The 13,537-nt window shown below is 61.3% G+C and carries 14 protein-coding genes; 2 read left to right on the forward strand and 12 right to left on the reverse strand.

The features are described 5' to 3' along the window. Positions 1-36: 36 nt before the first annotated feature. Positions 37-264 carry a hypothetical protein gene (locus ACM5SV_RS10035; protein ID WP_155739757.1) on the reverse strand — a complete coding sequence of 76 codons (228 nt, stop codon included), beginning with the start codon at positions 262-264 and terminating at the stop codon, positions 37-39. A gap of 59 nt (positions 265-323) precedes the next feature. Here ACM5SV_RS10035 and ACM5SV_RS10040 point away from each other — a divergent pair, with 59 nt between their 5' ends. Then, a complete protein-coding gene (locus tag ACM5SV_RS10040; protein ID WP_164564509.1) occupies positions 324-1,073 on the forward strand; it encodes a GH25 family lysozyme in 750 nt (249 codons plus the stop codon). 9 nt (positions 1,074-1,082) lie between these two features. Here the strand turns inward: ACM5SV_RS10040 and ACM5SV_RS10045 are convergent, their stop codons facing one another. The 4 genes from ACM5SV_RS10045 to radA form a co-directional block, all read right to left on the reverse strand. Beyond that, on the reverse strand, positions 1,083-1,823 hold the full coding sequence (locus tag ACM5SV_RS10045; protein ID WP_113547978.1) for an SDR family NAD(P)-dependent oxidoreductase: 741 nt from the start codon (positions 1,821-1,823) through the stop codon (positions 1,083-1,085). A gap of 80 nt (positions 1,824-1,903) precedes the next feature. Then, on the reverse strand, positions 1,904-3,394 hold the full coding sequence (gene purF, locus ACM5SV_RS10050) for an amidophosphoribosyltransferase (RefSeq protein ID WP_017993519.1): 1,491 nt from the start codon (positions 3,392-3,394) through the stop codon (positions 1,904-1,906). A 148-nt stretch (positions 3,395-3,542) separates the two neighbouring features. Next, on the reverse strand, positions 3,543-4,169 hold the full coding sequence (locus ACM5SV_RS10055) for a CvpA family protein (RefSeq protein WP_128407196.1): 627 nt from the start codon (positions 4,167-4,169) through the stop codon (positions 3,543-3,545). An 89-nt stretch (positions 4,170-4,258) separates the two neighbouring features. Further along, positions 4,259-5,659: a DNA repair protein RadA gene (gene radA, locus ACM5SV_RS10060; RefSeq protein ID WP_026157303.1), complete on the reverse strand. Its 1,401-nt coding sequence runs from the start codon at positions 5,657-5,659 to the stop codon at positions 4,259-4,261. A gap of 160 nt (positions 5,660-5,819) precedes the next feature. Between radA and ACM5SV_RS10065 the strand changes: the two genes are divergently transcribed. Continuing rightward, a complete protein-coding gene (locus ACM5SV_RS10065) occupies positions 5,820-6,455 on the forward strand; it encodes a LysE family translocator (RefSeq protein ID WP_012756825.1) in 636 nt (211 codons plus the stop codon). Between the two features lie 9 nt (positions 6,456-6,464). Here ACM5SV_RS10065 and alr read toward each other — a convergent pair whose 3' ends face one another. The 7 genes from alr to ACM5SV_RS10100 form a co-directional block, all read right to left on the reverse strand. Continuing rightward, entirely contained in the window at positions 6,465-7,634 is a 1,170-nt protein-coding gene (gene alr / locus ACM5SV_RS10070) for an alanine racemase (RefSeq protein ID WP_222014459.1), read from the reverse strand. An 89-nt stretch (positions 7,635-7,723) separates the two neighbouring features. Beyond that, a complete protein-coding gene (locus tag ACM5SV_RS10075) occupies positions 7,724-9,220 on the reverse strand; it encodes a replicative DNA helicase (RefSeq protein WP_012756827.1) in 1,497 nt (498 codons plus the stop codon). Between the two features lie 372 nt (positions 9,221-9,592). Then, entirely contained in the window at positions 9,593-10,171 is a 579-nt protein-coding gene (gene rplI / locus ACM5SV_RS10080; protein WP_012756828.1) for a 50S ribosomal protein L9, read from the reverse strand. A 22-nt stretch (positions 10,172-10,193) separates the two neighbouring features. Beyond that, entirely contained in the window at positions 10,194-11,180 is a 987-nt protein-coding gene (locus ACM5SV_RS10085; RefSeq protein ID WP_221967472.1) for a DUF2232 domain-containing protein, read from the reverse strand. Positions 11,181-11,335: 155 nt separating this feature from the next. Beyond that, positions 11,336-11,584 (reverse strand): 30S ribosomal protein S18, encoded by a 249-nt coding sequence (gene rpsR, locus ACM5SV_RS10090; protein ID WP_003547038.1) that lies wholly within the window; start codon positions 11,582-11,584, stop codon positions 11,336-11,338. 14 nt (positions 11,585-11,598) lie between these two features. Continuing rightward, positions 11,599-12,066, reverse strand: coding sequence for a 30S ribosomal protein S6 (gene rpsF / locus ACM5SV_RS10095; RefSeq protein ID WP_003547040.1), 468 nt, complete (start codon positions 12,064-12,066; stop codon positions 11,599-11,601). A 315-nt stretch (positions 12,067-12,381) separates the two neighbouring features. Then, a complete protein-coding gene (locus ACM5SV_RS10100) occupies positions 12,382-13,425 on the reverse strand; it encodes an aldo/keto reductase (protein ID WP_222014313.1) in 1,044 nt (347 codons plus the stop codon). Between the last annotated feature and the right edge of the window lie 112 nt (positions 13,426-13,537).

Genomic DNA, 13,537 nt, shown 5'->3' on the forward strand with positions numbered 1-13,537 from the left:
ATCGCGACCGGCGGACCGGGGCGTTTCGCATCTTGACTATTTGGGAGACGAAAACGGCCGGGCCAGCGCTCGCGCTAGCGAATAATCTTCCGGCAGATAATGCAGATAACCGTTTTCATGGCGGGTTTTATGGCCCGGTTCGCGCTTCCGGTCAAGGGGCGAAGAGCGATCCAGCGGCAACAGAACCCCATCCATCCGATGAATCGATCGCAGCAACCAACGTCTTTGAAACCAGTTGGCGCGCCCTTGAAATTCGCGCGCCATTTTCGCGCCGCAAATCTCCCATAGCCGGTTGAAAAGCTGTTGTTAATAGGGAGGAAGGGATGCGGAGACTGGCTCGATCGACGATCGGAGCGACTGCAGTTCTGGTGATCGCATTCGCTGCATATTTGGCATACGATTTCGGGATGCTTCGCTTCAACAATCCCTCTCTCAGCAACTATCCAATCCAAGGCATCGATGTCAGCCATCACCAGGGTGATATTGATTGGAAGGTTGTTGCCGCGCAGCCGAATGTCCGCTTCGCCTTCATGAAGGCGACCGAAGGCGGAGACCATCGGGATTCCAAGTTCGCCGACAACTGGCAGCGCGCCGGCGATGCTGGAGTGGTCAGGGGCGCCTATCATTTCTTCACCTTCTGCCGCCCGGGCAAGGATCAGGCGCAGAATGTCCTCGCGACCGTCCCAAAGGAGCAGGGAACTCTGCCGATCGCCGTCGATCTGGAGTTTGTCGGCAATTGCAACAGGATCCCGACGATCGAGGAAATGGTTGCTGAGGTGAACGCCTTTTTCACCGAGTTGAAGGGCACTTTTGCGGAAAAGCCTATTTTCTACGTCACCCAGGAGTACTTTGATCAATATCTGAAAGGCAATGAATCGCGCTTCCCCGACCACTATCTGTGGCTGCGCAGCGTGTTCAGGGAGCCGAGGCAGGAAGAGTGCAGTCGTTGGTCGATCTGGCAATTTGCCGATAACGGCACATTGGACGGCATCCAGGGACCGGTCGACCTCAATGCTCTATGCCCGTCGGAAGCGGGCCTGGCGCATCTGTTCCCAGCAGCTGCCGCGAACTAAGACTCAAGCTTATTCAGGCAGCCGGTAATCGACGAGCTTGTTCTCCCGGACGATGAACAGCTTGCCCGTCTCGGTCACCCCAGGCCCCAGCAACGGCAGGATCGCCTTTGCGACGTCGGAGGGATGCGGCAGCGTCTGCGGATCTTCTCCGGGCACCGCCTGCGCCCGCATCGCCGTGCGTGTCGCTCCCGGATCGACGCTGGTGACCCGTAGCGGTGTGCTTTGGCTCTCGCCGGCCCATGTGCGTGCCAGCGCTTCGACGGCGGCCTTGGAAGCGGAGTAGGCGCCCCAGAAGGGGCGGCACTTGTGGGCAGCACCCGATGACAGGATCACCGCGCGGCCGGCATCCGAGCGGGCCAGCAGCGGGTCGACCGAGCGGATCAGCCGCCATGTCGCGGTGACGTTGATGGTCATCACCTTCTCGAACACTTTCGCTTCGATATGGCCGATCGGCGAAATGACCCCAAGCACGCCGGCATTGGCGACGAGGATGTCGAGTTTGCCCCAGCGCTCGAAGATCGAGCCGCCGAGCGCATCAATCGCATTCATGTCGGCAAGGTCGAAAGGCACGAGCGTCGCCGTGCCGCCGACAGCCTTGATCGCATCGTCGAGGTCCTCGAGCCCGCCAACCGTGCGTGCGCAGGCAATCACATGAGCGCCGGCTTTGGCAAGTTCCAGCGCTGTGAAATAGCCTATGCCACGCGACGCACCGGTAACGAGTGCGATCTTGCCCTCAAGATTGATATTCATGATGTCGTGTTCCCTCACGAAGGGAGAGGGGTTCGATTGAACCCCTCGGGATGGGACAATGGAAAAGCCGGCGCGCCGTGTCAGCCGTTGCTGGCAAGCATCGAAATCTTGTTGCCCATGGACTCGCCGTTCTTGTCGAGCAGGCGGGTCGGATAGTCGCCGGTAAAATAGTGGTCGGTGAACTGCGGCCGAGCCGGGTTGCGATCCTCACCGCCGACAGCGCGATAGAGGCCGTTGATCGACAGGAAGGCGAGCGAATCGGCGCCGATGTATTTGGCCATGGCTTCGACGTCGGCATACTGGTTTGCCAGCAGCTTTTCGGCATCGGGCGTGTCGATGCCGTAGAAATCCGGGAAGAAGATCATCGGGCTTGCGACGCGGACATGGACTTCGCGCGCGCCGGCTTCGCGGATCATCTGCACGATCTTGAGAGACGTCGTACCACGCACGATGGAATCATCAACCAGCACCACGCGCTTGCCTTCGATCATCGCCCGGTTGGCCGAATGCTTCAGCTTTACGCCGAAGGCGCGGATCTGCTGCGTTGGCTCGATGAAGGTGCGCCCGACATAATGATTGCGGATAATGCCGTATTCGAAGGGAATCCCGCTCTGCTGTGCATAGCCGAGTGCTGCCGGCGTGCCGCCATCCGGCACCGGCACGATCACGTCGCCATCGACGGGCGATTCCTTGGCGAGGTTCATGCCCATGCTCTTGCGCGTCGTATAGACGTTGCGGCCGCCGACGACCGAGTCCGGGCGGGCGAAATAGACATATTCGAACAGGCAGAGGCGCTCCGGCTGTGGCTTGCTAGGCTTGCGCGCATCGATGCTGATCGAGCCGTCGGGCTGGATTTCACAGATGATGACCTCGCCGTTCTCAACGTCGCGGATGAACTTGGCGCCGATAATGTCGAGCGCGCAGGTCTCCGAGCAGAAGATCGGCTTGCCGTCGAATTCTCCCATGACCAGTGGGCGGATGCCGGTCGGGTCGCGCGCGGCAATCAGCTTGGTGCGCGTCATGGCGAGCATCGAATAACCGCCTTCCATCTGGCGAATGGCATCGATGAAGCGGTCGGATGTGGAAGCGTGGCGGGAGCGGGCGATGAGGTGGAGGACGACCTCGGTATCGGAGGTCGACTGACAGATGGCGCCGGTCGCGATGATTTGGCGGCGCAGCGTCAGGCCGTTGGTGAAATTGCCGTTATGGGCAATGGCGATGCCGCCTTCTTCCAGTTCGGCAAAGAGCGGCTGCACGTTGCGCATGGCCACTTCGCCGGTTGTCGAGTAGCGGGTATGACCGATCGTAATGCTGCCGGGCAGGCGGGCGAGCGTCATCGGATTGGTATAGTGGTCGCCGACGAGGCCCATGTGGCGCTCTTGATAAAAGCGCTTGCCGTCGAAGGAGACGATGCCGGCCGCTTCCTGTCCGCGGTGCTGCAAGGCATGCAGGCCGAGCGCCGTGAGCGCGGCGGCATCGGGATGTCCCAGAATTCCGAAAACCCCGCATTCTTCATGCAGCGTATCTCCGTCGAGCGGATCGTCGGTCGGGAAGGAATGGGACTGGTTCATTTCTGCGGGCCTCTGCTCTCACAAGAATGGATCGGCATTTCCAGAAATAGCTGAGCCCGGCGGAGCTGGAATGCTCGGCCGGACCCTCATTTCATGTCCCGCTCAAATGGCAATTGCCGGAAGGCGGGTCAAGCTCTTGAACACTGTGTCAATTCGCCGGCTGCTGCGCGCCGCCTGCAGGCGCGGTCGGTGCGTCTTCCGCCGGAGCCTGGTCGCCCGTCGGCGGAGTGGTACCTTCGGCGCCCTGTGCCGGCGGCTGCAGCTTATCACGGATGCTTTCCGGTATCATCTGGGCAAATTGCTCCGGCAGAATCGATTTCAGCTTCACGACCATCGAATCCAGGAAGGGCTTCGACTTCGCTTCGTTGACCCAAGCCGGACGGTGGTCGGCATCGACGAGCCAGTTCCAGAAGGCGACGGCGACGACCAGGAGCAGCACGCCGCGCGCTGCCCCGAACAGGAAGCCGAGCGTGCGGTCGAGCGCGCCGACACGGCTGTCGATGATGAAATCGGCGATCTTCATCGTGATGAAGGAGATGACGATGAGCGCGATCAGGAAGACGACCGCTGCCGAACCGACGATCGCGATGCGGTCGTCATCGGTATATTTCTTCGCATAGGGCAGCAGGTACGGATAGAGATAATAGGCAGCGGCGGCCGAACCGCCCCAGCTCGCGATCGAGAGGATCTCGCGCGAAAAGCCGCGGACCATCGCCAGCACCGCGGAGAAGAGCACGACGCCGATGACAATACCGTCGAAAATCGTAATGGGCATGTAGATTCAACTCCAGGACTGCCGCTTGGCGGCCGTGTCGTGCCTTATCGTGTGCTCCTATATCATCACCACTCTTGGCAATGAAAGGATCAAACGTCGTCTTCCACACGCAGCGCTCCCTTCGATCCGGCAATGCGCGCGACCAGATCCGGCAGGCTTGCGACTTCGCTCCAGCGCCCGCCGGGGCCCTTCGGCAATTCGGCGGAGGCGGACGGAAGCAGCGCTGCGGAAAATCCCAGCTTCTCGGCTTCCTTGAGACGCTGGGCGGTGTGCGCAACCGGCCGGATGGCACCCGACAGGCTGACTTCGCCGAAATAGACGCAATCGGCAGGAAGGGCAATACCGGCAAGCGAGGAAACGAGCGCCGAGGCGACGGCAAGATCGGCCGCCGGTTCGGAGATGCGGTAACCGCCGGCGACGTTGAGATAGACGTCGTGCTGGCCGAGCCTGACGCCGCAATGGGCTTCCAGCACCGCAAGGATCATCGACAGCCGTGCCGAATCCCAGCCGACCACGGCGCGCCGCGGTGTACCGAGCGAGGTCGGCGCCACCAGCGCCTGCACCTCGACGAGAATGGGGCGGGTGCCTTCCATGCCGGCAAAGACGGCAGCACCCGGCGATTTTTCGTTGCGCTCACCAAGGAAGAGCTCGGAAGGATTGGCGACTTCGCGCAAGCCTTTGTCGGACATTTCGAAGACGCCGATCTCGTCGGTCGGGCCGAAGCGGTTCTTGACTGTGCGCAGGATGCGGTAGTGATGGCCGCGATCGCCTTCGAAATAGAGCACGGCGTCGACCATGTGCTCGACGACGCGCGGCCCGGCAATCTGACCGTCCTTGGTTACGTGGCCGACGAGCACCATGGCGGCCCCCGTCTGCTTGGCGAAACGGATCATTGCTTGGACGCCGGTGCGCACCTGCGTCACCGTTCCCGGCGCCGATTCGGCAAGCTCGCTCCACAGCGTCTGGATGGAATCGATGATGACGAGGTCCGGCCGCTTGCCCTCGGCGAGCGTCGCCAGAATATCCTCGACATTGGTTTCGGCCGCCAGCATCACGTCGGTATCGGCCGCCGCAAGGCGTTGTGCCCGCAGCCGCACCTGCGCCACGGCTTCTTCGCCGGAGACGTAGATGATCTTGTGGCCGCGCCGCGCAAGGGCGGCGGCGGCCTGCATCAGCAGCGTCGATTTGCCGATGCCGGGATCGCCGCCGATCAGCACCGCCGAACCGCGCACGAAACCGCCGCCGAGCGCCCGGTCGAGCTCCGACATGGCGGTATGGATACGCGGTGCCTCTTCGATCTCGCCGGAGAGTGCCGTCAGCGCCACTGGTCGGCCCTTCTTCGGCGTCTTACCAGGACCGGAGCCGATCCCGCCCATCGGGTCTTCCTCGACGATGGTGTTCCACTCGCCGCAGTTCTCGCATTTGCCGGCCCAGCGGTTATGAACCGTGCCGCAACTCTGGCAGATGAATTGTGTCCTGGCCTTCGCCATCAATTACTCTTTCAGTCCGGGTTCGCGAGCGACGCGACGCGCCGCTTCATCGAATCATTGTCGTGCTTGAGATAATGGCTATCGCAACGGATCAAAACTAATGATTTCCCCATCAGCGCACCCATGCCTATCCTTTGCTCCTCATTCGGAACGGTGGAAAATGTTCGATTATTCGTTTGCGCACTGGCTTGCATTTCTTTCGGCGGCGGTTCTGCTCAATCTCTCGCCCGGTCCCGACATCGCTTTCATCCTCGGTCACACGATGAAAAGCGGAAAACGTGCCGGTTTTTCCGCGCTGTTCGGCGTCTGGTCCGGCGCCTGCCTGCATGTGCTGATGGCCGCACTCGGCCTCTCGGCCATACTTGCCGCTTCCGCCGTCGCCTTCTCGACAGTCAAATGGATCGGCGCCGCCTATCTCGTCTGGCTCGGGATTCAGGCTTTGCGCTCCGGTGGCGGCGATGGCCTGATAAAGGCTGCTGGTGAAAGTTTGCCGGTGGCAAGGATCTACCGGCAGGGAATTCTGGTGTCGCTGCTCAATCCCAAAGTGGCGATATTCTTCCTGGCCTTCCTGCCGCAGTTCGTCGTCGAAGGGGCAGGGCCGGCATGGGCGCAACTCATGCTGCATGGCGCGCTCATCATCGTCGTCGCTGCCTTCATCGAACCGCCGCTCGTCCTTCTCGGCGGGCGCCTTGCGGATGCAATCAGGCATAATCAAAAAGTCGGACTCTGGCTCGACCGCGGCCTCGGTGCGCTTTTCGTGGCGCTCGGTGTCCGTCTCGCCCTCAGCAGCCGCTGAGTAGGAAGGCTATTCTTCGGCCACGTAGCGCCGCTCGTGGCGGAGCCCCATGCTGGTCAGGATCTCGTATCCGATCGTGCCGGATGCCCGCGCCACATCGTCCACCGGCATGTTCTTCCCGAACAGTTCGACATAATCCCCGGCGCGCACGGCATTGTCAGGCAGGTCGGTGATATCGAAGATCGTCAGGTCCATGGTGATCCGGCCGGCAACCGGAACCTTGTGTCCGGCGATGAAACCTTGCCCGCCTTGCGGCACCACCTGGCGCAGTGGCACGCCGCCGCTCGACTGGCTGCGCATGTAGCCGTCGGCATAGCCGGCCGAGGCGATCGCCAGCCGGCTTTCGCGGCGAAGCTGCAGCGCCCGCCCATAGCTGACGGTCTCGCCGGCTTCGACGCTGCGCACCTGGATGATGCGCGCTTCCGCCGTCGCCACCGGCCGCATCGGGTTCGCCATGCCACTGACCGCTTCGCCGCCATAGAGCGCGATGCCGGGGCGGGTCAGGTCGAAGTGATAATCCTCACCGAGAAAGATGCCGGCCGATGCTGCAAGACTTGAATCGATGCCTTCATAAGCGGTGCTAACCCTGTGGAATGATTCGAGCTGCTGCCGGTTCATCGCATGGCTGGGATCGTCGGCGCAGGCGAGGTGGCTCATGACAAGCACAGGCGCGAAGCTCGCAGGCCGTGAGACGTCGTCGGCGAGTGCGATCGCATCGTCGAAATGCAGTCCGAGCCGATTGAAGCCGGTATCGACATGCAGCGCGCAGGGATAGTCGCCGTAATCGGCAAGCACCGCCATCCAGAAGGCGAGCTGCTCATCGGAGGAAATCACCGGCACCAGATCATTGTCGAAGAAGCGCCGCTCGGTGCCCGGCCATATGCCTGAGAGCACGAAGATGCGCGCCTCGGGCGCATAGAGGCGAAGCGTCACGCCCTCGTCGACGGTCGCGACGAAGAAGTCGCGCGCGCCTGCCATATAGAGCGCTTCGCCGGTATCCTCGATGCCCATGCCATAGGCATCCGCCTTGACGACCGCCGAGGCGCGCGCCGCACCGGAGCGGCGCGCCATGTCGCGCCAGTTCTCCGTCAGGGCGGTCAGGTCGACGGTCAGCCGCAGGCCTGCCGAGGCAAAATTGTCATCTTCGGGGGCGTCGAAAAATTCGCTCATGATCCGCATCGAAAAGAGGCCGGAGAAGGATTCTCCGGCCAGTTTAAAGGTCAACTATGTCAAGGGAAAGCCCGGCGTTGCACCCAGCATCCGCGCGATCAGTGCTCTTCATATTGGGTGAAGGAGGGATCGGCGAGATCGGCAAAACGCGTGAATTCCGCCTGGAAGGCGAGCTTCACCGTGCCTGTCGGCCCGTGGCGCTGCTTGGCGATGATCACGTCGGCCGTGCCCTTGACCTTGTCGAACAGCGCCTCCCATTCCGGATATTTCGGATCGTGGATGTCGCGCGGCTCCGAATTCTTGACGTAATATTCCTCGCGGAACACGAAGAGCACGACGTCGGCGTCCTGCTCGATCGAGCCGGATTCGCGAAGGTCGGACAGCTGCGGCCGCTTGTCGTCGCGGCTTTCGACCTGACGCGAGAGCTGCGACAGTGCGATGATCGGAACGTTGAGCTCCTTGCCGAGCGCCTTGAGGCCGGTGGTGATTTGGGTGATTTCCTGCACGCGGTTGTCGCTGGATTTGCCCGAGCCGGTCATCAGCTGAATGTAGTCGACCACAAGCACATCGAGGCCGCGCTGGCGCTTCAGACGGCGCGCGCGGGCCGAAAGCTGGGCGATCGAGATGCCGCCGGTCTGGTCGATAAAGAGCGGCACCTTCTGCATCATCATCGAGCAGGCGACGAGCTTTTCGAAATCGGCATCGTTGATGTCGCCGCGGCGGATCTTCGAGGAGGAGACTTCCGTCTGCTCGGAGATGATACGGGTGGCGAGCTGTTCCGACGACATTTCGAGCGAGTAGAAACCGACGACGCCGCCGTTCTTTGCCTTCATGCTGCCGTCCGACTGGACTTCGCCTTCGTAGGCGGCGGCGATATTGTAGGCGATGTTTGTAGCAAGTGAGGTCTTGCCCATGCCGGGGCGTCCGGCAAGCACGATCAAGTCCGACCGCTGCAAACCGCCCATCTTGGAATCCAGCGAATGGATGCCGGTGGAAATGCCGGAAAGCCCGCCGTCACGTTCCTTGGCGACGGCCGCCATGTCGATCGCCAGCGCGACCGCATCGTTGAAGGCCTGGAAGCCGCCGTCGTAGCGGCCGTTTTCCGCCAGTTCGAAGAGGCGGCGTTCGGTATCCTCGATCTGCGACTGCGGCGGCATGTCGAGCGGCGCGTCATAGGCGATGTTGACGACGTCCTCGCCGATGGTAATCAGCGCCCGGCGCAGCGCCAGGTCGTAGATCGCCCGGCCGTAATCCTCGGCATTGATGACGGTGACGGCATTGCTGACCAGGCTCGCCAGGTATTGCGAAACCGTCATGTCGCCGACCTTCTCGTCGGCTTTCAGGAAGGTCTTGATCGTCACCGGATTGGCGATCTTGCCCATGCGGATGATATCGCCGGCAACCTCGAAGATCTTCCGATGCAGCGGTTCATAGAGATGGATCGGCTTCAGGAAGTCCGACACCCGATAATAGGCGTCGTTGTTCATCAGGATCGCACCCAGAAGCGCTTGCTCGGCTTCGATATTGTTGGGTGCTTCGCGATAATGCTGCTCCGACGGGGCAACAGCTGCAATCTTTCGAGCGGCGTCGTTCATCATCATCCGTTCTGTCTTTTTCCAGCTCCGGATTTGCAATTCCGGACGCGAAAATCAAGAGGCTACGAAAGGAGCGGGGGCTCGCTTCGCCTAAATCCTGAACGCTGTGCACGTTGTTCGACTTCTCCACAGTCTTGGGCGACACAAAGGAGAAATACTGGCAGTGTCACCCGCACGACACGGTATGGCGCCGACTCAGCCCATCCGCTTCGGAGAATGTTATTTTAGCGCGATGCGATAAGGCACGCAGCAAAAACATCCGGAAGATCCCCTTAAAAAAGCGAACCGCTCGGCAGCTCACATCGAAGGGGTGGAAACGAAAAAGCCCGGCGCGGTGGCCGGGCTTCTCTCTCGCGGATCGCTCCGACGAAATTATGCTTCGTCTTCGTCGACGCCGTCAGCTTCCGGATCGAAGAAGTCTTCCGGACGCAGCGCGTCTTCGTCGACGCCGTAGATCGCGTCGACCGAGGTGAGTTCTTCGCCCTTGGACTGGCGCTCTGCCTCGTCGGCAGAACGGGCAACGTTCAGCTCGACGTGGATTTCGACTTCGGCATGCAGCTGCAGCTCGACCTTGTGCAGGCCGATCGACTTGATCGGCGTGTTGAGGTGAACCTGGTTGCGGCCGATGTTGAAGCCTTCGGCGCCGAGAATATCGACGACGTCACGGGCAGCAACCGAACCGTAGAGCTGGCCGGTTTCGCCGGCGGAGCGCACGACGATGAAGGACTTGCCGTCGAGAACGTCGGCGACCGTCTGGGCTTCCGACTTGCGCTCGAGGTTGCGGGCTTCGAGCGTCGCGCGCTCGGCTTCGAAGCGGGTCTTGTTGGCGGCGTTGGCGCGCAGCGCCTTGCCGAGCGGCAGCAGGTAGTTGCGGGCAAAGCCGTCGCGAACCTTTACGGTTTCGCCCATCTGGCCGAGCTTGGAAATGCGTTCGAGAAGGATGACTTGCATTTTCTTTTTCCTTTCTTGTGTCTCAGATTTTCGTATCGGATTGTTTGGGGGCATCAGCATCTTTCGTCGGGGTCAGTGCGATCGCCTTGCGCGTATCGCTGAGACCGAGAACGAGGATGAGGAGAGCTGGCAGCAGCATGAGCATCGAGGCCAGATAGCAGAGGATGAGGGCCGGTATGCGCCAGTCCTTGCCGCGCGTGCGGAAATGCAGCGAGGCGAAACCGGAAAGCATGAAGCCGGCGCCGAAGGCGCCGATCACGGTCGCACCGACCAGCGCCGGAACGCCGCCGAAAAAGCAGGCGGCAAGCCCGGCCAGGAAGATGAAGATCGAGTTGCGGTTCATCCGCAGCGACGAGGGAATATCCTCGCGCGGACGAAGGCCACGGCCGGACGCTGCAACGATGCGCACGGCGAAATAATAGGCGGCAAACAGCATGCTGACCCACATGCCGCCCTGCAAAGCCGGCAGCATCAGCAGGATCAGCGACTTGGTCTGCGCGGTCGCTGCCGGATCGGGCATGAATTCCGGCTGCTGCTGCTTGAGCGAGGTGATCAGCAGATCGACGATCGGATCGGTGATCTCAGGCCCGTAGCCGATAATCACACCGATGACGATGACGGCGAGCGTCACCAGACCGCAGAGATGCAGCAGGATATCGGAGAGCGGGTACCAGGCAAGCAGATGGTCGGGGCCGCCGAGTTCTGAGGCCGGACGCGCCAGATTGGCGAGATGGCTCAGCCAACCGGCCGGCAGCAGCGTCACCATCGTCATGATCAGCGCGAAGGAAGGCGAGATCAAGATCGCGCCGAGGGCCGCAGCGGTGACGACGGCCGAGACCGCGGCGGCATTGCCCCAGCCGAGCCCGACGATCAGGATCGGCAGCGCCGAGGCCGTATAGAGAAGCGCGCTGAAAAACGACGGCTGCATGCTCGCGCCCAGCACCAGCAGGGCGGCGGTCAATCCGGCGAGTGCGCCGATCAGCAGCGTTTTATTGTTCGGTCGTTTCAAGGTCGCTGTCCTGCTTCATCAAGCAGTTAGAGGATGTTGCTGAATCAAATTCAGAAACGTCTCAACATGGGTTTTAAGAGTTCCGATCCGCGCCCATCGCGGAAGGGAAAGGGAAGGCACGAATGCCTTCCCTCAAAGGTGTTGGCGTCGACCGATTAGGCGACGACGTAGGGCAGCAGGCCGAGGAAACGGGCGCGCTTGATCGCCTGAGCGAGTTCGCGCTGCTTCTTCTGGGAAACGGCCGTGATGCGGGACGGAACGATCTTGCCGCGCTCGGAAATGTAGCGCTGCAGCAGGCGTACGTCCTTGTAGTCGATCCGCGGCGCGTTGGCGCCGGAGAACGGGCAGGTCTTGCGGCGGCGATGGAACGGGCGGCGGACCGGAGCGGAGGAAGTTTCAGACATATCTCAGATCTCCCTTATACACGGTCTTCGCGCGGACGGCGCGGACGGTCGTCACGGTCGCCGAAGCCACCTTCACGCGGCGGACGCGGGCCGCGGTCACGATCACCGAAGCCGCCTTCACGCGGGCCACGGCCGCCTTCGCGCGGACGGTCGTCACGGTCGCGCTTCTGCATCATGGCAGACGGACCTTCTTCATGCTTCTCGACGGCGATCGTCATGTAGCGAAGAACGTCTTCGCTGATGCGCATCTGACGTTCCATTTCCTGGACGGCAGCAGCCGGTGCATCGATGTCCATCAGGGCGTAGTGCGCCTTGCGGTTCTTCTTGATGCGGTAGGTGAGGGACTTGAGGCCCCAGTTCTCGATACGCCCGACCTTACCGCCATTCGCTTCGATCACACCCTTGTACTGTTCTACGAGGGCATCGACCTGCTGAGCGGAAATATCCTGCCGGGCAAGGAATACATGTTCATAAAGAGCCATGACAGCTTTGCCTTTCTTGCGTTTGGTTCAACCCGATATTCGGCGGCTAAGCCTCAACGACTGCTCCTGATTGGGCGGACCCAGGCAAGAAAGCGTTTCCGAGACGGTCGAGAGCGGAGACACGGGAGGCTGGAACGCTTCCGTTCCGAGCGATTTCCGTGAAGAAACCGGCCCTCCGTTCAGCCACCAGCCAGAAGACCGGGTTAACGAACAGGGCGGCTTATACGGATTTTTTGGGCAAAGGCAAGCGCAATCGGACACCCGAACCCGATGCCGGCCAATGGTCGGCATCGGGCAGGCGCCAAACAAATAGGATCAAAGCGTCAGCGGATACTGCCGGTGCACCTTGGCGATTTCCGCCAGGATCTCGTTCGAAAGCGTAATGTCGGCCGCGCCGATATCGATTTTCAACTGCTCCATCGAGGTCGCGCCGATGATGGCCGAGGCCATGAAGGGCCTGGAAAGGCAGAAGGCGAGCGCCATTGCTGCCGGGTCGAGGCGGTATGTTGCAGCGATCTCCAGATAGGCTTTGGTCGCCGGCTCCTGTAGCGGCTGCAGGCGACCGCCGATATCGTGGTTGATCGAGCCGCGCGAACCCTTCGGCCTGCCGCCATCGACATATTTTCCGGAGAGGATGCCGCCGGCGAGCGGAGAATAGGCGAGCAGCCCGACATCCTCATGATGCGAGAGTTCGGCGAGATCGAGGTCGAAATGGCGGTAGAGCAAGTTGTATTCGTTCTGGACGCAGGCGACCCGCGGCAGGCTCTTCTGTTCGGCGAGCGTCAGATATTTCTGTATGCCCCAGGTGGTTTCGTTGGAAAGGCCGATCGCGCGGATCTTGCCTTCCTTCACCAGCACGCCAAGCGTTTCCAGGATGTCGAGCATATTGGCGACGGCCTCGTGGCGGTTCTGGTTGAAGGGATTGTAGCTCCAGTTCTGACGGAAATGGAAATGGCCGCGGTTCGGCCAGTGGATCTGGTAGAGGTCGACGTAATCCGTCTTCAGCCGCGCCAGGCTGGCTTCGAGCGCCAGGCGGATATTTTTTGCATCGGCACCTTCGCCACCACGTATATAGTCGCGGCCGCGGCCGGCGACCTTGGTGGCGAGCACGATATCGCCGCGCTTGCCGGTCTTCTTGAACCAGCTGCCGATATAGTCTTCCGTCCAGCCCTGCGTAGCGGCCGAAATCGGGGTGGTCGGATAAAGTTCGGCCGTATCGAAGAAATTGACGCCCTTTTCGACGGCGTAGTCCATCTGCGCATGAGCATCGGCTTCGCTGTTCTGCGAACCCCAGGTCATGGTGCCAAGGCAAATCTCTGAAACGGAAATCTCGGTGCGGCCTAGCGAATTGTACTTCATGGAAAAACCTTGGGAGAGAGGTGACAGCCTTGGGAGGGTTCGCGCAAATCTAGGCTGGATTTGGCGGAGCGCAAGAGCAAAAACCGGGCATTTGCGCCAGTGCGAAAGGCTT

Origin of the sequence: Rhizobium sp. CRRU65, assembly GCF_048551595.1 — a bacterium.
Lineage (GTDB): Bacteria > Pseudomonadota > Alphaproteobacteria > Rhizobiales > Rhizobiaceae > Rhizobium > Rhizobium leguminosarum_J.